Raw genomic sequence first — 21385 nt, forward strand, 5'->3', positions numbered from 1 at the left:
TTCGATCGCGCGGCGCACGGCGTCCACTGTGGCTGGCAGCTCGATCGGCGGGTTGGCGTAGGTGCCGACGGCTCCGGCCAGCTTGCCCTCGTGGTAGTCCACCTTGAAGCGGCTGAACTTGAGGCCGTGGGCGGTAGAGATGACCACCACCCGGTCGCTCTTCTTGATCTCGCCGCGGTCCACCAGCTTGGCCAGGGCGGCCAGGGCCACGCCGGTGTGCGGGCAGGCGTAGGCTCCGGTGCGGTCGGCGCGGGCGGCGGCGTCGGCCAGCTCCTGCTCGCTGGCCTGCTCGACGATCCCGTTGAAGCGCTTGAGCGTGCCGATCGCCCGGTTGACGCTGACCGGGTCGCCGATCTGGATGGCGCTGGCCGCCGTGGACTGGGCGGCGATCGGCTCGTAGCGCCAGCCGTTCTGGTAGGCCCGGTAGAGCGGGTTGGCCCGCTCGGCCTGGGCGCAGACGATCCGCGGCAGCTTGCTGATCAGGCCCAGCTCATAGAGCATCAGCATGCCCTTGCCGAGGGCGGAGGTGTTGCCCAGGTTGCCGCCGGGGATGATGATCCAGTCGGGGACCTCCCAGTCGAACTGCTGGACGATCTCGATGCCGACGGTCTTCTGGCCCTCGATACGCAGCGAGTTGAGCGAGTTGGCCAGGTAGATGCCGCTGTCGGGGCTGGCCGTCACCTCGCGGACGATCTTCATGCAGCCGTCGAAGTCGGTGTCGAGCGCCAGCACGAGGGCGCCGTGGGCCACCGGCTGCACAAGCTGGGCCACGCTGACCTTACCCTTGGGCAGGAAGACGATCGTCGGGATGCTGGCGGCGGCCCCGTAGGCGGCCAGGGCGGCCGATGTGTCGCCGGTGGATGCGCAGGCCACGGCGCGGATGGGCTTACCGTCGCTGATCATCTGCTTGACCACACTCACCAGCACGGTCATGCCCAGGTCTTTGAAGCTGCCGGTGTGGCTGTTGCCGCACATCTTGATCCACAGCTCGTCGACGCCGATCTCGCGGCCGAGGCGCTCGGCCCAGAACAGGTTCGAGCCGCCCTCGAACATGCTGACGATGTTGGCGTCGTCGATGTTCGGACAGATCCACTCCTTCTTACCCCACACGCCGCTGCCGTAGGGCCAGCTGGTGCGCATCCAGCGGCTCTCGAAAAGCTGCTTCCACTCGGCCGCGCTGCGCTGGCGCAGGGCGTCCATGTTGTGCTGAACCTCTAGCAGGCCGCCCGACTTCGAGTAATACACGACATCGGTGAGCGGGTAGCGCTCGCTCGGGTCGTCCTGTGCGGCGAACCAGGCATCGTAGTCCATCTTTTCCTCCACATTAGGGTACAGGGTACAGGGTACAGGGTACAGGGTGCAGGGTGCAGGGTGCAGGGTGCAGACTTATTGTGAGCACAAACATAACCAAGGTTTGAGCGACCTATACCCTGTCCGCTGTCCCCTGTCCTCTGTACCCTTTACAGCTCGCCGCGCAGCAGGTCGATCTGCCGGTGCGCCTCATCGCGCCAGTACCCGGCGTCGGCCAGCGCGACATAGCGCTCCAGCTCGGCGATAGCGTCGTGCGGGTCGCCGTGGAAGCGGTGGAACAGGCCGCGCTGGAGGTAGGGGTCGGCCCAGTCGGGGCGGAGCGCGCTGGCCCGGTTAAGGTCGACGATGGCGGCGCGATACTCGCCCAGCTCGCGCCCGCGGATGAGGCCGCGGCGATAGTGGGCCGACGCGTAGTCCGGCCAGATCTGGAGCGCGCGGCTGAAGGACTCGACGCCGGAGCGGTAGAAAGACTGCTCGTGGCTGCGGTTGCCGCTGTAGCAGAGGCTGAGGCCCCAGATGTACCACCAGCGGGCGCGGATGCGGCTCCAGAGCGGCGGGGGATGGGTGTCGGGCATAGGCGGGTTCTCCTGCGGCGCCTCGGTCATATATCGACCGACCGCATGATACCCGATCTGGGAGAGTAGCCGATATTTGTTTATTGAGGTGTTGGCGGCTTCGCCGCCAACACCTCAATAAAAGCAGGGGCTGGGGCGCAGCCCCAGGGCTTTGCAAGCCTTCTCAGCTAAGACAAGGTTCGTAGGCGATTTACAGTTTGCGAGGCTCGTAGTGGGCGCTTCAGCGCGCCAGATGGGCCACAGGGGGCTGAAGCCCACACTACGAACTGTTACTCTGATTCGGCCCTTCTGAAACCTTGTCTAACGGCAGAGCTGTGGGCGGGGACGCTGAGGATGCCGAAGAGCTCGCTGCTGGCGCCGAGCAGGCTGATGCAGCGGTTGAGGATCGCGACGCCGTGATCGTCGATCGGCACGCCGCCCTCCCAGGATTGCAGCAGCTCGGCCGCCTCGGCGTAGGTGTTGATCGCCGCACGGCGATCCTCGCTCGCGGGGAGGCGGGCCTCGGCGGCGGCGATCAGCAGGTTAAGCCGCTTGCGCGTGAGGTCTGAGTTGGTGCTGAAGGGCGCAATATAGGCGTGGCACTCCTCAAGCAGGGCCTGCTCATCCTTGAGGTGCTGGGCCATGTTCGTGAAGCAGGTGCGCAGCTCGCCGCTCAGCGCGTCGTCGGGGAGGCGCGCGAGCATGCTGATGGCCTTGCGGGCCAGCTCGGCGTGGCTGGCCGCCTCGGCGATCTCGTCGCTGAACCCGGAGGTGCGGGTCGGCCCGTGCTCGCGGAAGGGCCAGAGGTCGCCGATATGAAACAGGGCCTGCTTGAGCTCCATGACATGCGGGCCGCTGCCGAAGGCCAGCAGCGCGTCGGCCAGGCGGGCCTCGCGCTGCACCTGCTCGCAGAGCGCGCGCGCCTCGGGCAGGGCCGACACGATCCGGCGCAGCGCCGTCGCGTAGCTCTCTAGGTCGCTATAGAGCGACTCGTTGGCCCGCCTGAAGATCTGCTGCATAGCAACCTCTTGGTGGGGTGTGGGGCGAATTCGTCGCCCTAGCGCTTAAGGTTCACCGCCCAGACGCCCGTCTCGACGCCGCTGCCCTCGCCGATCATGGCCCCGGCCGAGACGTAGTCGTCGAGCAGGGTCATGGTGACGGACTGCTTGCTGTAGCTGTAGCTGAGATCGACGGCGACGAAGTAGGCCAGCTGGTAGTAGATGCCGCCGCTTCCGCCGGGCAGCGACACATAGACAGGCACCACCGCCCGGGAGCGGTCACTGATCCGGGTGGTGATCGCGCTCCGCAGCGGGCCCCAGGTGACACCGCCCGAGGGGAGCTCGCGGTTGATCTGCAGCTGGTTCGGCGAGCCCTGGCACCACCAGTAGGTCAGGTTCTCGGCCACCGTCGGGCTCGCGCAGTCGTTGCCGGTCTCGGGCGCGCCTGCCACATCGCGGAAGGAGACATGGGCGAAGTTCGCGTCGGTGATCACATCATCGAGCTCAGAGGGGAGCGGATCGCCGGGGGCGAGGTAGCTGTAGTCGTCCATGATCTTGCCGCGAAGATCGACCCGCAGGTGGCCCAGGCGCAGCAGGGTGGACAAGGCCGAGTCGCTGATCCCCAGCGGGATGAGATCCTGCCCGATCGCGGTGCCGAGCGGGCCATAGATCGCGGTGCCGCTCGCGCCCACCGACAGGGTGGGCTGGCCCATCACCCGCATAAAGAAGGTCTCGAAGGTGAAGGTCATATCGACCCGCACGCCATCCGCATCGCTCGGCGGGGCCAGGCTATCATCGACCGGGCCGATGATCGTGTCAGGGTCATCGCGGGTGACATAGCTGGCCTGCCAGGTGACGTCAACGGCGTCGAAGTTATGGTCTGCCAGCAAGAACTCGCTGATGGTGGTGTTGATCGCGTCGCCGTGGCTGCCATCGCTCTTGCTGGCGATCAGCACGCGGGTGGCGGCGAGCGAGGCGGCGTCGGCGGCGTTGTTCACCCGCCGGCGCTGGCCGAATGCGTTGGCGCCATCCAGGGCTAGGCCGAGGAAGGCCACCAGCACAATGAAGGAGAGAGCAACCATGACGAGGGCCTGGCCCTCGGCTCGTTGGCGCGCTACAGGCATATCGGGCCTCTTCTTGTGGAATTGCAGATTGCAGATTGCAGATGAGAGGGCTACTCGCAGCAATCGACAATCTGCAATCTGCAATCTGCAATCACCTAGCGGCAGCCGCCGAACTGCGGCACGGTGGTGCCGTTGCGCAGCGTGATGGTCGGGCCGGAGCCGGCCAGGCCGAAGAGCACATGGTAGGTGTAGGTGACCGTGATCTCGGTCTGCGGGCCGCTTGCGCCGGTCACACAGGGCGTGATCGTAATATCGCCGTCGGTGATCGCGGGCTGGAGATCGCGCAGCTCGTGGCGGATCTGATCGCGCACACCCTGGACATTCCCTGGGTTCTGGGCCGCGTAGTAGCCGCCCTCAGCCACCGCGTTGCGGATAAACACATCGGTTGTATAGGCCAGGGTGAAATCCACCATCCCAAAAATGATCAGCAGCAGCAGCGGGAGCGTCAGGGTGAGCTCCACCACCGACTGGCCGCAGCTTCGATGTCGTGCGCGCATAGGATCCCTCCTTACATCAGGGGACAGGGGACAGGGGACAGCGGACAGGCGAAACGAGTCATAGGGCTTTCTTTTTTTCTAGTTGTGCGATGCTTGTCCCCTGTGTCCTGTCCCCTGTGTCCTATCCCCTGTCCCCTGTCCCCTGTCCCCTTGTCTTACTGACAGAAGGGCGGCACGGCGCCCTGAGCCTGATTCTGCACCTGGACATCGCCCAGGCCGGGGCCATTCGGCCCAGGCGCGTTGTCGACCGGGTCGGTACTGATCGTGAGCTGGGAGCTGGCCGGGTAGCTATTCGCCGGGCACGCGCGGGCAAAGCCGTTGGCGTCCGTCGGCCCCAGGCTCACCGTGTCATAGAAGGTGACGCCGCCAAAGACATAGGCGATATGGACGATGATCGTCTTGCCGGCCACCCCCACGCCGCCGAGGCTGGTGTAGACACGCCCCGAGAGGTAGAGCCCAGCGTTGCCAGATGTCCCCGGGTTGTAGTGCTTCACCGCGCTGAGCGACACCGAGATCCCCGGCGGGATGGTGGGCGTCGGCGTGTAGGTCGCCGTCGGCGTCTCCGTCGGCGGCTCGAGCGTCGGCGTCTCCGTCGGCGTGTTCGTGCGCGTCGGCGTGTTGGTCACTGTCGGCGTGTTCGTGCGCGTCGGCGTATTCGTGCGCGTCGGCGTATTGCTCGCCGTCGGCGTGATCGTTCGTGTCGGCGTATTCGTCCGTGTCGACGTCGGCGTGCGCGTGTTCGTCGGCGTGCGCGTGTTCGTCGGCGTGCGCGTGCTCGTCGGCGTGCGCGTGCTCGTCGGCGTGTTCGTCGGCGGCGACGTGGGCGTTGGCGTACAGATGGATGCCGGACACGCCGTCGCGGTGCGCGTCGCCGTGCTGGTCGGCGTACGCGTGCTCGTGCTGGTCGGCGTGCTGGTCGGCGTACGCGTGCTCGTGCGCGTCGGCGTGCTCGTGCGCGTCGCCGTCTCGGTCGGCGTGCTCGTCACCGTGGACGTCTCGGTCGGCGTCCCGGTCTCGGTCGGCGTCCCGGTCTCGGTCGGCGTGGCCGTCTCGGTCGGCGTGGCCGTCTCGGTCGGCGTCTCGGTGGGCGTGGAGGTCTCGGTGGGCGTGGAGGTCGGCGTATCCGTCGGCGTCGGCGTGAACGTCGCCGTGGGCAGCAGGCCCACGGGCGGCGCGCGCAGGCCATCGCAGCCGGTGGTGATCGTCCGCATCGAAACGGCATCGAGGTCAAAGCCATCGATGAAGCCCTGGCTGAACGGGTCGAGCGGCTCGATCCGATACGTCACCGTGACCGTCACCGGGTCGCCGTAGTTCTGGCGGTAGGGGCTGCTATAGTCGATCAGCATGGTGTTGGAGATCAGCTCGGTGTCGGCGAAGGCCGGCACGCGGGCCACCGTCTCGGCGCGGATGAGCGCCAGCTCGGCCGGGCTAGGGCAGGGGCGCACGGCGGCGGCGCGGGCGCCCTCGCGGGCCGCGTGGTTGATCTGGGCGTACATGAAGAGCACATAGCCCAGGTTGATGATCCCGACCAGGAGCAGCAGGAGCAGCGGCAGCACCAGGGCGAACTCGACGACGCTCTGTGCCCCGCGGCGTAAGGGTTTCGGCTTGTGTCGGCTCATAGATGAGTTTCCCGAGCGATAGTGGCGCACTACAGTAATAATGTGTGGGTGATTATTCGGGCAGAGGCAAGCCCTCCCCGAGCCCCTCCCAGCGGTCCGGCGGGCTAGGGCGCCCAGTCGCGGCTCAGCGCCGCCGTCATCTGGCCATGGTCGCTGCTGACGGCCATCAGGGTGGCCATGCCACGGCGGACATCGATCTTCTGCTCCAGCAGGGGCGGGTCGCCGCCGATCAGGACGCGGTAGTTGCCCACGGGGAGCTTCAGCGAATCGCCGACATTGGCGCTCCCCGCCACGCCCCCGCGCTCATCGATGACGCGGTAGCGCAGGGTGAGGGCCTGCTTGAGGGCGGCGCCGAGCTGGTCCACATCGGCGGCGCCGAAGTAGCTGCCGCCGCCCGCCTCGGCGATGGCCGCCAGGCGCTCCTGCGACTCCGGGGCGATGTCGAGGCCCACCACGCTCACCTGCACGTTCGGGTGATCAGCGTGCAGGTGCGTCGCCTCGGCCACCGGGTCGCCATCGCAGCTCTCCTCGCCGTCGCTCAGCAGCACCACCAGAGTCTCGCCCGGCGTGTCGCCCAGGTCGGCCGCGATGGCGGCGAGCGAGCTGCCGATCGGCGTGCGGCTCAGGTTGACCGGCTGGATGGCGTTGATCTGGGCCAGCAGGCCCTCGCGGTCGAGCGGCGCCAGCGGGCTGAGCAGCTCGATATCGCTACAGTCATCGGCCCGGTTGCGGCCGTAGGTGCGCAGGGCCACACGCGTCGAGTCGCCCAGGTCCTGCACGAGTGCGCCCATGGCCTGGCGGGCGATCTCGATCTTGCGCTGCCCGTCGATGCGGGCCAGCATGCTGCCCGAGGCGTCGAGGATGAAGTAGATATTCTCGACGGTGGCCGCCGCCTCGGCCGGCCGCACGATCAGGACTCCCTCGCCGGCGGCCCCGCCAGCCGCCCCGCTGGGCTGCGTGGGCGCCGGGGTGGGCAGGGCGCCGACCACAGCCTGCTGGCTGACCGCCGGCACGCTGGCGGTCAGGGCCGGGGATACGCCGGATGTCATGAGGCGAAGCCCGCCGATCAGCCCCAGCGTCACCAGGGCCACGGCGGCCAGGGCGAGCCCGCGGACGCGGCTGGGGCGCTCGCGGGGCGGGGCGATGGCCGTGGGCGCCTGGCCGCGCTCCACGCCCTGCTTGAGCTGGATATCGGCGAGGAGCGATTCGGCCTCCGGGTAGGCGCCGCCGCCCTGCGACTGGAGCTGCCGCAGCGCGCCGATCGCCTCATCCCAGCGCGCGCTGCGGAAGAGGGCGAGGGCCTGGTCGTAGAGCTGGTCTGGCGTGAGCTGTTCGGGCTGGGCTTCCATAGCGGGCTACTCCTACATTGCAGATTGCAGATTGTTGATTGTTGATTGTTGATTGTCCGGATCCCGACCGAGCAGGCACAGATAAATTGCAGATTGCAGATTGCAGATTGCAGATTGTTGATTGTCCGGATCCCGACCGAGCAGGCACAGATGAATTGCAGATTGCAGATTGTTGATTGTTGATTGTCCGGATCCCGACCGAGCAGGCACAGATAAATTGCAGATTGCAGATTGCAGATTGTTGATTGTTGATTGTCCGGATCCCGACCGAGCAGGCACAGATAGCGCAGCGTGCAATCTGCAATCTGCAATCTGCAATCGAGCTAGATCCCCATATTCAGCAGCTGGGGCACGGCCGGGCCGAGCAGGACGGCGAAGATCGCCGGGAAGATCAGGAACACCAGCGGGAACATGATCTTGACCGGGGCCTGGTTGGCCTTCTCGTGGGCGCGCTGGCGCCGGCGCACGCGCATGTCCTCGGACTGGGTCTTCAGGACGCGGCCGATGCTCACGCCCAGCTCGTCGGCCTGGTTCAGCGCGGTGACGAAGCTGAGGATGTCGGGCACCCCGGAGCGCTCGCCCAGGCCGTTGAGCGAGGCGCGGCGGCTCTGGCCCATGCCGATATCGCGCAGCACGCGGGCAAACTCGCGCGAGAGCTCGTTGTCCCAGCGGGTCATGATCTCCTGCAGGCTGCTCTCGAAGCTCAGGCCGGCCTCGATGGTGATCGTCAGCATATCGAGGGCGTCGGGCAGGGCGTTGGTGATCTCGCCCTGGCGGCGCTTGATCCGCCGCGCGATCCAGAACTTCGGCAGCGAGAATCCGCAGATGGCCACGACGCCGAGCATCAGGATGTTGACGAAGCTGAAGGGGAAGCCGGCGAGTAGGCTGTAGCCGACGCCGATGCCGAGCAGGCCGATCCCGGCGATCAGCCGCAGGCCGAGGTACTCGACCGTGCCCAGGCCGCGGGCGCCGGACATGAGCAGGAGCTGCTGCGAGGCCCGCAGGCGCGTCTCCGGCCACATCCAGCTGAAGAGCCGGGCCATCCGGCGCAGCAGCGGGAAGACCACCCGGTTGATGAAGGGCCGCGACAGCTCGATCTCATGGAAGATATCGACGCTCGGCCGCTCCTCGCCCAGGTAGCGCTCCAGCCGGTCGGACAGGGCCGGGCGGCGGCGGGCCTGGAGCAGCCCGAACACCAGCAGCAGCACGCTGCCCCCGGCCATCACGCTGATCAGTACCGCAAAGGTGAGTGTGTTCATCATAGTTAGTTTGTAGAGCGTAGAGCGCAGAGCGCAGTCCACAAAGGGTCTTTTGAATCTGTCCCCTGTCCCCTGTCCCCTGTCCCCTGCCCTACACCTTAATGTCGGCGATCTTCTGGATCACCAGGAAGCCGATCACCGCGCTGACGGCGGCCCCGACCGGGATGCACAGCGTGATCCCGGGCTCGAAGAGCTTGCCCATATACTTCGGGTTGATCATGAAGAGGATGCCGGCCAGGCCGAAGGGCAGGCCGCCGATCACATAGGACGACATGCGCTGCATGGAGGTGATCACCCGCACCTCACGGCGCAGCTTATCGCGCTCGCGGATCGTCACGCTGATGCTCTCAAGGATCTCGGTCAGGTTACCGCCCACCCGGCCGTTGATCTTGATCGCCGTCACCACCAGCTCCAGGTCGGTGCTCTTGAGGCGGGCGACCAGGTTGTCCAGCGCGTCGCTGAGGCTCAGGCCGAGGCGAACCTCCTGTGTCACCCGCTCAAGCTCGCTGCGGGTGGGTTCGCGGGCCTCCTTGGCGACCATCGTCAGGGCCTGGGCCAGGCTGAAGCCGCCGCGCAGGGCGCCGCAGATCATCGTCAGGGTCTCGGCGAGCTGCTCGCCGAAGAGCGTGCTGCGCCGGTTGCTCAGCGAGCGCAGCCAGAGGACGGGGGCGATAAAGCCGACGATCAGGGCGGGCGGGATCACCAGGACATCGCGCCAGATCAGCAGGGCGCCGAGCGCGAGGAGCAGCGGGATGGCGGTGCGCAGCAGGATCCACTCGGGCACCTTCAGGGGCAGGTTGGCCTGCTCGAGCTGGCGGGCGATCTGCTGGGCGAAGCCGCGCTGGCCGATGCTCTCGTTGATCCGCTCGGCGATGCGGGCGCTCGGCAGATCGGCCACGCGCTCGGCCTCGTCCATGCCGTACACATCGTCGCTCAGGTAGGTCTCGAGCCGCGAGGCCAGCGGGTTGGCGTCGCTGGTCAATGAGCGCAGCCCGATCATCAGCACGATGATCGTGAGGGTGGCCAGGGCCGCCGCGCCCAGGATGATAATTGTTGTGCTATCCATCACAGACCTCGTGGCTGCTGGGGCAGATCCCCAGATAACGGCAGGGCTGCTGCCCTACAAACCCGCGTTGCTTTGCACTGGTTCTGCTGCGGCGCGGCGTAGCCGCGCCGCAGCAGAACCAGTTTTTTTGTGGGAGAGCGAAGCTCTCCCACACCCTCTCCCGCTAGGCGGGCGAGCGGCCGCCGAAGCCGAAGACGCTGGGCGGCAGCGTGATGCCGTTCTGCTGGAGCTTCTCCAGGAAGCGCGGGCGGATGCCGGTGGGCATGATCTTGCCCACCACCTTGCCGTCGCGCACGCCCTGCTGCTGGAAGGCGAAGATCTCGGACATGGTGATCACGTCGCCCTCCATGCCGGTGAGCTCGTTGACCTTGACGATCTTGCGCGAGCCGTCCTGGAGCCGCTCGAGCTGGATGATCACGTGGACGGCGGCCGAGATCTGCTCGCGGATGGCCCGCTGCGGCAGGTCGAGGCCGGCCATGAGCACCATCGTCTCCAGGCGGCTGATCGCGTCGCGCGGGGTGTTGGCGTGCAGGGTGGTCATCGAGCCGTCGTGGCCGGTGTTCATGGCCTGGAGCATATCCAGCGCCTCGCCGGCGCGGCACTCGCCGACCACGATCCGGTCGGGGCGCATGCGCAGCGCGTTCACCACCAGGTCGCGGATGGCCACCTCGCCGCGGCCCTCGATGTTGGCCGGGCGGGTCTCCAGGGTGATCACGTGGCGCTGCTGGAGCTGAAGCTCGGCGGCGTTCTCGATGGTGATGATCCGCTCGCCGTCGGGGATAAACGACGAGAGCATGTTGAGGATGGTCGTCTTGCCGGTGCCGGTGCCGCCGGAGACGACGACGTTCAGGTGGCCGAGCACGCAGGCCCGCAGCAGCTCGATCAGCTCGGTGGTGGCCGCCCCGCGGGCCACCAGGTCGGCCGGGCCGAGCGGCTTCTTGAAGAACTTGCGGATGGTCAGGCTCGGGCCGTTCAGGCAGAGCGGCGGGATGATCGCGTTCAGGCGCGAGCCGTCGGGCAGGCGGGCGTCCACCATCGGGGTGGTCTCATCGCAGCGGCGGCCGAGCGGCGAGATGATCCGGTCGATGATCCGCCGGATGTGCTCGTCGTTCAGGAAGGTGGCCCCGGTCAGCTCGATCTTGCCGCTGCGCTCCACCCAGATATGGTTCGGGCCGTTGACCATGATCTCGCTGACGCTGTCGTCGGCCAGCAGCGGCTCCAGCGGGCCGAGGCCGAGCAGCTCGGCCTGGGCGTAGCGGGTGAGCCGCACCCTATCGCGCTCGGTGACGGCGCGTCCCAGGCTCTCGATCTGCTCGCTGACAAGGGTGGCGATGCGGCGCGCCCAGTAGTCGGGCTCGCGGCGGTTGTTGGCCGTCTCCGGCTCGGAGACGAGGCGGGCCTGCACCTTCGAGATCAGGTCGCGGTCCTCGCTCGAGCTGCTGGCGTAGTCGCTGGTGGTGATCTGGCGCGTGGCGGCCGCGCCCTGGCCGCTCTCGGCGTCGGGCGCCTCGCGCTCGGGGGCCGGGCCGCCCTCGGGGCGGGAGAATCGTAGTCGTGGCATCAGCTTCGCTTTCGTGGGGGTGCGGGGGCGGCTTCGCCGCCCCCGCGATACTTTTTTTGTTGGGGCGCAGCCCCAAAGAGCACCGACGCGCGATCACGCCTGGCGGCGCAGGCCCCACATAAAGCCGCGGCGCGGCTGGCCGTTCTCGCGGCCCTTGCCCTTGCCCTTGTCCGGCTCCATCGTGATCGTCTTCACCTGCTCGCCGGCCACGTAGGCCGCCAGCTTGCGCAGGCTCTGGCCGGCCCAGCTCTGCGGGTGCGAGAGCACCACCGGCACGCCGCGGTTGATGCTGTAGGCCATCAGCTGCCCGGCGCTCGGGATGTTCGCGCTGACCGGGTGGCGCAGGTGCTGCTGCACATCCTCCAGCGAGACGCCATCTACGCTGGGGAAGCGGTTCAGCACGATGCTGACCCGGCCGCGGGTGAGCTGGTGCTGGGTCATGTACTCCAGGAAGAACTTGACGTTCTTGAGGGCCGGGATCTCGGGGGTGGTCACCACCAGCACATCGTCGGCCCGCCCCAGCAGGGCCATCGTCACCTCGTCGAGCACGCACCAGGTGTCGGCGATCACATAGCTGTAGCGCAGCAGCAGGCTGTCGAGCACCGCGCTGATCTGCTCCTGGGTGATCTCGCCGGCCACCTCGGGCGAGCTGGGGGCGAGCAGCACGTGGACGCCCGAGCCGTGCTGCTGCATCACGCCGGCCAGGATGGTGTCGTCGATCTCGTCGCTCTTGGCCAGCAGGTTCTGCAGGGTGTGGCGCGAGAAGAGGTTCAGGTGGGTGCCGACGTGGCCGAACTGCAGGCCAAAGTCGGCCAGGGCCACCCGCCCCGAGCTGATCTGGCGCAGGGCCACCGCCATATTGGTGGAGACCACCGTGGTCCCGGCGCCGCCCTTGGGCGAGATCACCACCACGAACTTGCCCCGCCCGCGGCCCTGCCGGTCGCTGGTGACGAGCTGGCGGCTGCGCCGGTCCTGCTCAATCTGCATGACCGTGCTGAGGCTCTGGAGCACATCGACGTGGCGCACGGGGCGCACTAGCACATCGCGGGCGCCCGCCATCATCAGCCGGCGCACCAGGTTGATGTCGGTCAGCGAGGTCAGGGCGATGCAGATCGTGCTCGGCAGCGTGGTGAAGATCTGGCGGATGAACTCCTCGGCCTCCAGCGGCGGCCGGTCGACGATCACCACGTCGGGGCGGCTCTGCTGGACCATCTCCAGCCCCGTCGAGAGGATCGCCACGCGCTCCAGCCAGCCGACCCTCGGGTCCTGTCCGAGCCGGTCGATCCACTCCTGGTCAATCTGATCTGGCATCGTCACCACGGCGACGCGCATTGTCTCATCTACTGCCACGTGAGTTCCCTTTCCTGGGAGGAGTGAAGGAGGGCCGGCCCTCCGTGAGGTGTAAGGGCGCAGCAGCGCGGCGCTGCTGCGCCCCAGCGTATCTAACCGCTAGCGCAGCCCGTAGCGCGAGACCAGCACCTCATCCGTCACCGGCGGCACCTCCACCGGCTCGCGGTCGGTGATCGGGCGCAGGACAAAGTCGATCTTGCCGCCGCTGTCCTTGAGGCGCTTGAGCATCAGCGCATCCTCTGGCGTCATCGTGAGCAGCAGGGCAATCGGCGGCTGATCGGCTTCCAGGCTCGGGCGCAGCACCCGGAAGATATTGATATTCTGGAGGGTGTAGGCCGTCACATCGTGGCTCTCGGTGCCATCGGCCGAGATGACCGGCATGGTCATCAGCATATCGATGCGGTCCCCGTCGGCCAGGATGTCCACCTGGGTGAGCAGGTCGCTGATCGGGAAGGCGAAGATCACCTGGCCGGGCTCGATCTGCTGGCTGATGGTGCCCGCCTCACCGCCGGCGAGCTTGCCGGTGCTGAAGGTCTCGCCCTGGCCGATCGGCGCGATCAGGATCTGGTCCCTCAGGCTGATCGTGTCGGTGATCGCCGCGACCGGGACGAGGTCGAGCGGGAAGGGCTTCATCAGCACATCGTCGCTGGTGATCACGGCGCCGGGCTGGAGCGGCCGCGCGGCCACCGGCAGGTCCATAGTTGCCACAACCGGCGCGACCTGCTCGGCGGCCATGCGCTCGGCCTCGACCGAGAGCGTTCGCTGCTGCTGCTGGAGCAGGAAGAAGACGAGCGCGCCTGTCCCGAGGGCCAGGACGATCCCGAGGCTCAACAGCACCCACCCCTGACGACGGTTCATCTGGACCCGCTCCTTACGCGGCACCCCGCCCGCTCTGCGGCCGTGAGTGTTTGCCTACATAGTGTTGACTGCCAACTGCGGCAGATCATAGCTGTAATAGATGAATTCATGACGAACGCAATGTATCGCAGGCTGAAGCTTTATTCATATAGGCCAATACATGTGGGTTTCATCGGATGTCTCTTTTATCATCTATGATTGAGCGTTTTCGTGGCACTGATTCGCGTATAAAATAGTGCAATAAAAGGGAAATAACCATACTCCTCGCATCAGAGAAGAACCATCGCGGTCGCCGCCAAGATTGTATCGCCGTCGAATTACGGTAAAATACCAAAAACCTCACCTGTAAACACCAAAATGGTACGATGATGACACATATACATGCGTGATAGTGCATTTTATGTAGTACACACGGCGGTAGTATTACATAAAAGCACACACTAAGACCTAAGAATCTACACAAACCACAACAGCGCCGCCCAGGCCCAGGCTCGGTTTTTTATCGGGGCGACGAATCCACACCCAAGCCCCCGCCTGGCGGCGATGTTGCACATGCCCTGCCGGCGGCAGCCCCCGCGCCGGGAGATGTGGCATGCTCCGTGCTATAATGCCAGCGCTGAGCGATAATCCCCGGGCCACACGCGCCCGATCTGAGCTTCTGAGGAGGCCCCGTCGATGCGGCACGTCCGCGCCCTGATGCTGGGCATCGCCCTAATCGCCCTCGTGGTATCCTGCGGCGGCTACGTCGCCCTCGGCGAGATCCGCGCCGCCGCCGCCGCCGAGGGCGACCCCGTCGAATTTATCGTCGCGCCCGGCGAGGCCACCGCCGATATCGCCACCCGCCTGAGCTCCGAGGACCTGATCCGCCAGCCCGCGATCTTCACCCTGCTCGCCCGCCTGCGCGGGCTCGACGGGAAGCTCCAGGCCGGCCGCTACATCCTCAGCCCGACCATGACGATGAGCGAGATCATGATCGCGCTCCAGAGCAGCCGGGTCGAGGAGGCGCAGCTCACCGTCCCCGAGGGCCTGCGCCTTGAGGAGATCGCCGCCATCGTCGAGAAGACGGGCGTGGTCAGCGCCGACGCCTTCCTGCGCGCCGCCCGCGACGGCGAGCGCTTCCGCGACCAGTACTTCCTGCTCAACAGCCTGCCCCAGGGCGCGAGCCTGGAGGGCTACCTCTTCCCCGACACCTACCGCGTCGCCAAGGACGCCAGCGCCGATCAGATCGTCGCCACCATGCTCGACCGCTTCGCCGAGCAGTACGGCACGATCGAGCGCGATGTGCGCGTGCCCGACGTGACGGTCCACCAGATCATGACCATGGCCTCGATCGTGCAGCGCGAGGCGGCCCTGACCAGCGAGATGCCGACGATCAGCGCGGTGTTCTGGAACCGGCTCAGGCCCGAGAACGCCCCGGACTTTGGGGGCGGCCAGCTTGGGGCCGACCCGACGGTGCAGTACGCCCTGGGCTACAGCGCCGCCGAGAGCTCCTGGTGGCGCAAGACGCTCACCGCCGCCGACCTCCAGATCGACAGCCCCTATAACACCCGGCGCTACCCCGGCCTGCCGCCCGGCCCGATCGCCGCCCCCGGCCTCGATGCCCTGCGGGCCGCCGCCCAGCCCGACGAGTCTGCGCCATACCTCTTCTTCGTCGCCAGCTGCGCCAAGGACGGCTCGCACAAGTTCGCCTCCACCCTGCAGGAGTTCCAGATCTACGAGGCCGAGTACCTGGCCTGTCAATAATGTTGAATGTTGAATGTTGAATGCTGAATGTTCGGGCATTCAACATTCAACATTCAACATTCAACATTCACAATGCAGATCATCCTGATCGGCGACCCGGTCGCCCACAGCCGCTCGCCGGCGATGCAGAACGCGGCCCTGGCCCACCTCGGCCTGTCCCGCCTGCGCTACGCCGCCGCCCACACGCCCCTGGCCGACCTGCCGGCGCGCGTGGCGGCCCTGCGCGGGCCCGAGTACCTCGGGGCGAACGTGACCCTGCCGCACAAGCAGGCGGTGATCGCGCTGCTCGACGACCTGGAGCCGGAGGCGGCGAAGATCGGCGCGGTGAACACGATCTATAAGGCTCCTGGCGGCGCGCTGATCGGCGCGAACACCGACGCGCCCGGCCTGCTCGACGACCTGCGCGAGGGCGGGGCGGATCTGGCCGGGCGCTCGGCGGTGCTGCTGGGGGCCAGCGGGGCCGCCCGCGCCGCCGCCTTCGCCCTGGCCGGCGCCGGCCTCGCCCGCCTGACGATCGCCAATCGCGGGCTCGCCCGCGCCGAGGCCCTCGCCGCCGACCTGGGGGGGGCGCCGGCCATCCGCGCCGTCGCCCTGGACGACCCCGGCCTGCCCGCGATCATCGCCGGCGCCGACCTGCTGATCAACGCCACCTCCCTCGGCTGGCAGGCCGACGAGACCCCCCTGCCCGATCCGCCGGTCTCCCCGCACGCCCTCGTCTACGACATGGTCTACCGCGAGACGCGCCTGCTGCGCGCGGCGGCCGCGCGCGGCGCCCGCACGCGCGACGGCGCGGGCATGCTCGTTCACCAGGGCGCCCTCGCCCTCACGCGCTGGACGGGGCGCGACGCCCCGCTCGCTGTGATGTGGGCGGCCTTTGTGGATTGCAGATTGTAGATTGCAGATTGTAGATTGCAGATTGTAGATTGCAGATTGTAGATTGCAGATTGTAGATTGCAGATTGTAGATTGCAGATTGTAGATTGGCTATAGCCTTCTCGGGTGCGCTGCCACCCTGTCACAAGACGAAGGGTTCCTCAATGCTCACCTCCGCGCTCGTCCTGATCGCCGGGCTGCTCCTGGGCTCGCTGCTGAACGTGCTGATCGTGCGCATCCCGCGCGAGGGCCGGATGCTCGGCTGGCCGCGCTGCACGCGCACGGGCGCGCCCCTGGCCTGGTGGCAGCTGATCCCCGTGCTCGGCTGGGCCATGCAGCGCGGGCGCGCCGCCGACGGCCGGCCGCTGCACTGGATCTTCCCGCTGGTCGAGCTGATCAGCGGCCTGGCCCTGCTGCGCATCTACCAGATCTACGGCCTCGGCCCGATCTTCCTCTACCTGGCCTTCGTCTGCGCGGTGCTGATCGTCACCGGCGCGATCGACTGGCTGCACCGCTGGATCTACACCTTCGTGATCCTGGGCGCCGCCGCCGTCGCCCTGGTGGTCGGCCCGCTGGTGGGCATGAACTGGATCAATGTGGCGCTCGGCGCGCTGGTGGCCGGGTTCGCCTTTGTGCTGCTCTACATCCTGGCCCGCGCGCTCTTCCCCGGCCACGCGGCGCCCTTCGGCCTGGGCGATGTCTACCTTGCGATCTTCATCGGCGCGGTCGTCGGGGTCGCTAACCTGGCCTCGGCGCTGATCATCGGCATGGCCCTGGCCGGCGTCGTCTCCGCCGGGATCATCGTGGCCCGCCGCGCCGGCCGGCCCACGCCCGACTATATCTCCTACGGCAGCTACCTGTGCCTCGGCGCGGTGATCTTTATCGCCAGCGGCGGGCTGGGGTGATGCCACCGGGCCGCGCCGCCCGGCCCCCACGCATATGCATGACAGAACGCCGAAGGCGCCCTGGGCGCTCTCGCCCGACCGCTGCTTCCACGCCGACCCGGCCCAGCGCCGGGTGGCCCGCGACCTCTACGCCGGGGTCGTCGGCCTGCCGCTGATCTGCCCGCACGGCCACGTGCCGCCGGCGCTGCTGTCCGACCCCGCCGCGCGCTTCGGCTCGCCGACCGAGCTGTTCATCATCCCCGACCACTATGTGACGCGGATGCTCTACAGCCAGGGCGTGCCGCTGGGGGATCTGGGCGTGCCGAGCCGGGACGGCTCGCCGGTCGAGGCCGACCACCGCACGATCTGGCAGCGCTTCGCCGTGCGCTTCCACCTGTTTCGGGCCACGCCCACCGGGCTCTGGCTGGCAACAAAAAGTAGACGAATTGGGCGAGGATATCTGCCCGGCAGGCACGTACGTTTGCCCACTTTGCGGGATTAAAGATCGCAGCGCTATCGTATCTCATCATTAACTCTGTTAAAATCCCAAAATTTTATATGCATTTACATATGCAGATCTGACCCCAGGCGCTATACTCTATGCATCGTCGTAATATCTGGCGAGCGGTAGCTTCCCCTCGAACATCACACCTCGCTGCGCACCCCTCGCGCGCGGTCGCTCCCGCTCACTCGCCACATCCCTGCCCTCTCTATGCTCGCGTTCTGCGCCTGCGTCTCAGAGCATTGCTATGTCATCTCACGCTAGATCGGCCGCCCTTGAGCTCTCGCTGCGCCGCTGGGGCGGCGACGACTACGCGCTGGAGGCCCGCTTCCAGCTCTCCGCCTCGGCCGCCCCGGCCCAGCTGATCGCCGGCAGCCCGCCGCGCATCCGGATCGACTTCGACGCGCTGACCGAGCTGCTGATCACCCCCGACGCCTATGGCGCCGCCCTCGGGCGGGCCTTCTTCGCCGACCCGCGCGTCGGCGAGGCTTTGGCGAAGGCCCGCGCCCAGGCCGAGAGCCTGGGCGTGCCGCTGCGCCTGCGCCTGCGCCTGGCCGCCGACGACGACGAGATCCACGCCCTGCGCTGGGAGACGCTCCAGCCGCCCGGCGGCGCCGACCCGCTGGCCCGCTCCGAGCGCATCCTCTTCGCGCGCCACCTCGACAGCGCCGATATGACTCCGCTGGAGATCGGCCCGCGCGCCACGCTGCGCGCCCTGGTGGCTATCGCCGGCCCGCCCGCCGACGCGCTAGCCCGCTATAATCTGGCCGCGGTCGATGTGCCCGCCGAGCTGGAGCGCGCCCGCGCCGCCCTCGGCGAGCTGCCGATCACGACGGTCGCATCGGGCCAGGGCGCGGGGGCCACCCTCGACACGCTGGTCGGGGCGCTGCGCGACGGGCCAGAGATTGCCGTCATTGTGGCCCACGGCAGCCTGCGCCGCGGCCGATCCTACCTCTGGCTCGACGACGGCCAGGGCGGGGCCGAGCGGGTCGAGGGCGTCGAGCTGGTCGAGGCGGTGGCGCGCCTGCCGCGCCGCCCGCTGCTGGTGCTGCTGCTCAGCTGCCAGGGCGCCGGCGACGGCGCGGGCGAGGCGCTGGCCGGGGTCGGCCCACAGCTGGCCGCCGCCGGGGTGGCCGCCGTGATCGCCATGCAGGGCAACATGGCCATGGAGAGCGCCGCGCGGCTGCTGCCGGCCTTCTTCAGCGAGCTCTGGCGCGACGGCCAGGTCGACCGGGCGCTGGCCGGCGCACGGCTGGCCCTGCGTGGCAGCAGTGACTGGTGGCAGCCGGCGCTGTTCCTGCGCGTGCCTGACGGCCGGCTCTGGCTGGATGAGACTGCGGCAATCCCAGTAGCCCCGGCTGGCCCGGCCATCCCGCCGCCGCCGGAGCCCGCGCGCCCGCCCGAGCTGACCGGCTTCGTCGGCCGCGCGGCCGAGCTGGCCGCCTTCAGCGCCAGCCTGGCCCGCGACGGGGTCGTCGTCTTCACCGGCATGCCCGGCGTGGGCAAGACCAGCATGGCCGCCGCGCTGGCCCGCCAGGTCGGCGAGCCCGGCACGACCTTCTGGCACAGCTTCCGCCCCGGCGAGGGCGTCGACACGCTGATCTGGGCGCTGGCCGGCTTCCTGGCCCAGCAGGACCAGGCCGGGCTGTGGGAGCTGCTGCAGTCGACCCGGCTGAGCGGCGGCCAGCCGCCGCCCACGGCGGTGCTGATCGATTACCTCATTCAGAGCCTGGCCGACAGCGGCCTGCTGCTCTGCCTCGACGACTTCCATCTGGTCGATGACGACCCGCAGATCGAGCCGCTGGTCGAGCGCTTGCGCCCGCTGCTGCGCGCCGGTCAGCTGCGGGTGATCATCACCGCGTGGCGCGTGCCGGCCTTCTCGACGGACCTGAGCATCGAGCGGCTGGCCGAGCTGAGCGCCGCCGACGCCGATCTGCTGCTGGCCGCGCGCGGGGTGGTGCTGGAGCCCGAGCTCGCCGCGCAGCTCTACGCCCACACCAATGGCAACCCGCAGCTGCTGGTGCTGGCCGCCGATGCGCTGCGCCGCACGGGCGACCCGGCCCGGCTGATCGGCGCGCTGACCGAGGTCGACAGCATCGAGCGCTACCTGCTCGACACGATCGACGCCGCGCTGAGTAATGAGGAGCGCGGCACGATGAAGCCGGTCGCCGCGCTGCTAGAGCCGGGCGGCACGCGCGGGGCGATCGAGGCCCTGGCCGACGGGGCCAGCGTGCGCCGGCCGCTGCGCAGTCTGAGCGACCGCTACCTGCTGGTGACCCAGGAGGCGGCGGCGGGCAAGGAGTATCACCAGCACGCGATCGTGCAGCGCTTCTACTATGAGGAGCTGGGCAAGCGCGAGCGGGCCGAGCTGCACCGCCGGGCGGCGGACTACTATGAGACCGAGGAGCCCAACCCGTTGCGCGCGGTGCTGCACCACCTGCGCGCCGGCGAGCTGGGGCGAGCGGTCGCGCTGGCGGCGAGCAGCGTATACGACGCGATCAACAGCGGCCAGGCCCGCCTGCTGAGCAGCCTGCTGGCCCAGATCCCCGCCGAGCGGCTCGGGCCGTCCCAGGCCGCCGCCCTCGACACCGCCCAGGCCGAGCTGCTGGCCCTGCTGGGCGAGTTTGCCGAGGCCCGCGAGCGGCTGGAGCGGGCGCTGCGCGTCGGAGACGAGTGGGGCGAGCCGCCGCTGACCCAGGCCAAACGTCAGCGTCTGCTAGGCATGGTGCAGGTGCGCATGAGCAACTACCCCGAGTCTGAGGCCGCCTGCCGGGCCGGCCTGGCCCTGCTGGCGAGCCAGCCCCTGCCTGACCTCGAAGTTGCGCTTCTCCAGATCCAACTGGCCCAGGCGCTCTGGCCACAAAAGCACCTTGACTCCGCCGAAGAAGCATGCAACGTGGCACAGGCCGCGCTGCCACCCGAGCCGGCCGCCCCGGTGCAGCGGGTGACGATCCTGCAGCTCCAGGCGATGATCGCCGGCCAGCGCGGGCATTATGCCGAGGCGGTAGCCAGGCTAGAGCATGCCCTGCCGCTGACCCGCCAGAGCGGTGATGTGCGTGTGCTGGCGGTGCTGCTCTATAACCTTGGCTTCTACGCCTACCAAGTCGATCAGCTTGAGCGATCGGATGCCTGCCTCCGTGAGAGCCTGACCCTGCGCACGCAGATCGGCGATCGGCGTGGCCGTATGCTTGGCGCGAATATGATCGGAATTATTCAGAAGGATCGTGGGGACTATGTGGCAGCGCAGGCATCTTTCGAAGAATGCCTGCAGATCGCTGAAGCGCTACAGCATAGGCGTTATCAGGCGATTAGCCTGATGAATATTGGCAGCGCTCAGCTCTCGCAAGGGCAGCTAGTCGCTGGGATCGGCACATTGAACCGGGCATTAGAACTGAGCCGATCACTGGGGGATCGCTCGCTGGAGCTTGATCCGCTCTGCCGCCTCGCCGAGGCCGCTCTGCTGAGCAACGACCCGACCACAGCCTATACGCACGGCCAGGCCGCGCGCGAGATCGCCCGCGCCGAGGGCCTCGGCGCAGAAGAGGGCCAGGCGCTGCGGCTGATCGGCGAGGCGCTGCTGGCGCAGGGACAAGGAGAAGCGGCGGCGGCCCAGCTTGCGGCGGCATGGGCTCGGCTGGAGGCCGCAGGCGACCGCGACGAGCAGGCGCTGACCCTGGCGGCCCAGGCCCGCCTGGCCCATGCCACCGGCGCGATCAAACAGGCCCACGAACTGGCCGGCCAGGGCATGGATCTCGCCCGGCAGCAGCAGAAGCCCTATCTGATCGCCGCCATGGAGCGGGTGATGGCAGAAATAGCCGATAGCCGATAGCCGATAGCC

Annotated in this window: 18 protein-coding genes; 6 read left to right on the plus strand and 12 right to left on the minus strand. The window is 68.0% G+C overall.

The genetic code is table 11. The features are described 5' to 3' along the window. From thrC to K2Z83_RS05000, 7 genes are all read right to left on the minus strand, one after another. Positions 1–1311, minus strand: a 1311-nt coding sequence (gene thrC / locus K2Z83_RS04970) for a threonine synthase (RefSeq protein ID WP_220594083.1), incomplete at its 3' end; no start/stop codon positions are given. Positions 1312–1460: 149 nt separating this feature from the next. Continuing rightward, the gene (locus tag K2Z83_RS04975; protein WP_220594084.1) at positions 1461–1886 is read right to left on the minus strand and encodes a tetratricopeptide repeat protein; all 426 of its coding nucleotides are present in this window, start codon (positions 1884–1886) and stop codon (positions 1461–1463) included. Between the two features lie 269 nt (positions 1887–2155). Further along, complete coding sequence (locus K2Z83_RS04980) at positions 2156–2884, minus strand: hypothetical protein (RefSeq protein ID WP_220594085.1); 729 nt, start codon at positions 2882–2884, stop codon at positions 2156–2158. Positions 2885–2922: 38 nt separating this feature from the next. After that, positions 2923–3987: a pilus assembly protein TadG-related protein gene (locus K2Z83_RS04985; protein WP_220594086.1), complete on the minus strand. Its 1065-nt coding sequence runs from the start codon at positions 3985–3987 to the stop codon at positions 2923–2925. Between the two features lie 95 nt (positions 3988–4082). Continuing rightward, a complete protein-coding gene (locus K2Z83_RS04990; protein WP_220594087.1) occupies positions 4083–4484 on the minus strand; it encodes a TadE/TadG family type IV pilus assembly protein in 402 nt (133 codons plus the stop codon). A gap of 155 nt (positions 4485–4639) precedes the next feature. Further along, a complete protein-coding gene (locus tag K2Z83_RS04995; protein ID WP_220594088.1) occupies positions 4640–6103 on the minus strand; it encodes a TadE/TadG family type IV pilus assembly protein in 1464 nt (487 codons plus the stop codon). Positions 6104–6207: 104 nt separating this feature from the next. Further along, the gene (locus tag K2Z83_RS05000; protein ID WP_220594089.1) at positions 6208–7452 is read right to left on the minus strand and encodes a VWA domain-containing protein; all 1245 of its coding nucleotides are present in this window, start codon (positions 7450–7452) and stop codon (positions 6208–6210) included. A gap of 45 nt (positions 7453–7497) precedes the next feature. On the opposite strand from K2Z83_RS05000, the gene K2Z83_RS05005 reads away from it, so the two are divergent. After that, positions 7498–7635, plus strand: a complete 138-nt coding sequence (locus K2Z83_RS05005; protein WP_220594090.1) for a hypothetical protein — start codon at positions 7498–7500, stop codon at positions 7633–7635. Positions 7636–7775: 140 nt separating this feature from the next. Here the strand turns inward: K2Z83_RS05005 and K2Z83_RS05010 are convergent, their stop codons facing one another. From K2Z83_RS05010 to cpaB, 5 genes are all read right to left on the minus strand, one after another. Further along, positions 7776–8714, minus strand: a complete 939-nt coding sequence (locus tag K2Z83_RS05010; RefSeq protein ID WP_255603330.1) for a type II secretion system F family protein — start codon at positions 8712–8714, stop codon at positions 7776–7778. Between the two features lie 88 nt (positions 8715–8802). After that, entirely contained in the window at positions 8803–9777 is a 975-nt protein-coding gene (locus K2Z83_RS05015; protein ID WP_220594091.1) for a type II secretion system F family protein, read from the minus strand. A gap of 163 nt (positions 9778–9940) precedes the next feature. After that, positions 9941–11338: a CpaF family protein gene (locus K2Z83_RS05020; protein WP_220594092.1), complete on the minus strand. Its 1398-nt coding sequence runs from the start codon at positions 11336–11338 to the stop codon at positions 9941–9943. Between the two features lie 93 nt (positions 11339–11431). Next, complete coding sequence (locus tag K2Z83_RS05025) at positions 11432–12688, minus strand: AAA family ATPase (protein WP_220594093.1); 1257 nt, start codon at positions 12686–12688, stop codon at positions 11432–11434. 99 nt (positions 12689–12787) lie between these two features. After that, positions 12788–13546 (minus strand): Flp pilus assembly protein CpaB, encoded by a 759-nt coding sequence (gene cpaB / locus K2Z83_RS05030; RefSeq protein ID WP_220594094.1) that lies wholly within the window; start codon positions 13544–13546, stop codon positions 12788–12790. A gap of 675 nt (positions 13547–14221) precedes the next feature. On the opposite strand from cpaB, the gene mltG reads away from it, so the two are divergent. The 5 genes from mltG (at position 14222) to K2Z83_RS05055 (ending at position 21376) form a co-directional block, all read left to right on the plus strand. Then, a complete protein-coding gene (gene mltG, locus K2Z83_RS05035; protein WP_220594095.1) occupies positions 14222–15289 on the plus strand; it encodes an endolytic transglycosylase MltG in 1068 nt (355 codons plus the stop codon). A gap of 27 nt (positions 15290–15316) precedes the next feature. Next, the gene (locus tag K2Z83_RS05040; protein WP_255603331.1) at positions 15317–16183 is read left to right on the plus strand and encodes a shikimate dehydrogenase; all 867 of its coding nucleotides are present in this window, start codon (positions 15317–15319) and stop codon (positions 16181–16183) included. 142 nt (positions 16184–16325) lie between these two features. After that, on the plus strand, positions 16326–17066 hold the full coding sequence (locus tag K2Z83_RS05045; protein ID WP_220594096.1) for an A24 family peptidase: 741 nt from the start codon (positions 16326–16328) through the stop codon (positions 17064–17066). 34 nt (positions 17067–17100) lie between these two features. Next, positions 17101–17547, plus strand: a complete 447-nt coding sequence (locus K2Z83_RS05050) for a hypothetical protein (protein ID WP_220594097.1) — start codon at positions 17101–17103, stop codon at positions 17545–17547. Positions 17548–17794: 247 nt separating this feature from the next. Continuing rightward, positions 17795–21376: a CHAT domain-containing protein gene (locus tag K2Z83_RS05055; protein ID WP_220594098.1), complete on the plus strand. Its 3582-nt coding sequence runs from the start codon at positions 17795–17797 to the stop codon at positions 21374–21376. Positions 21377–21385: the final 9 nt, after the last annotated feature.

Source organism: Oscillochloris sp. ZM17-4, from assembly GCF_019599295.1.
In the GTDB taxonomy this organism is placed as follows: domain Bacteria; phylum Chloroflexota; class Chloroflexia; order Chloroflexales; family Chloroflexaceae; genus Oscillochloris.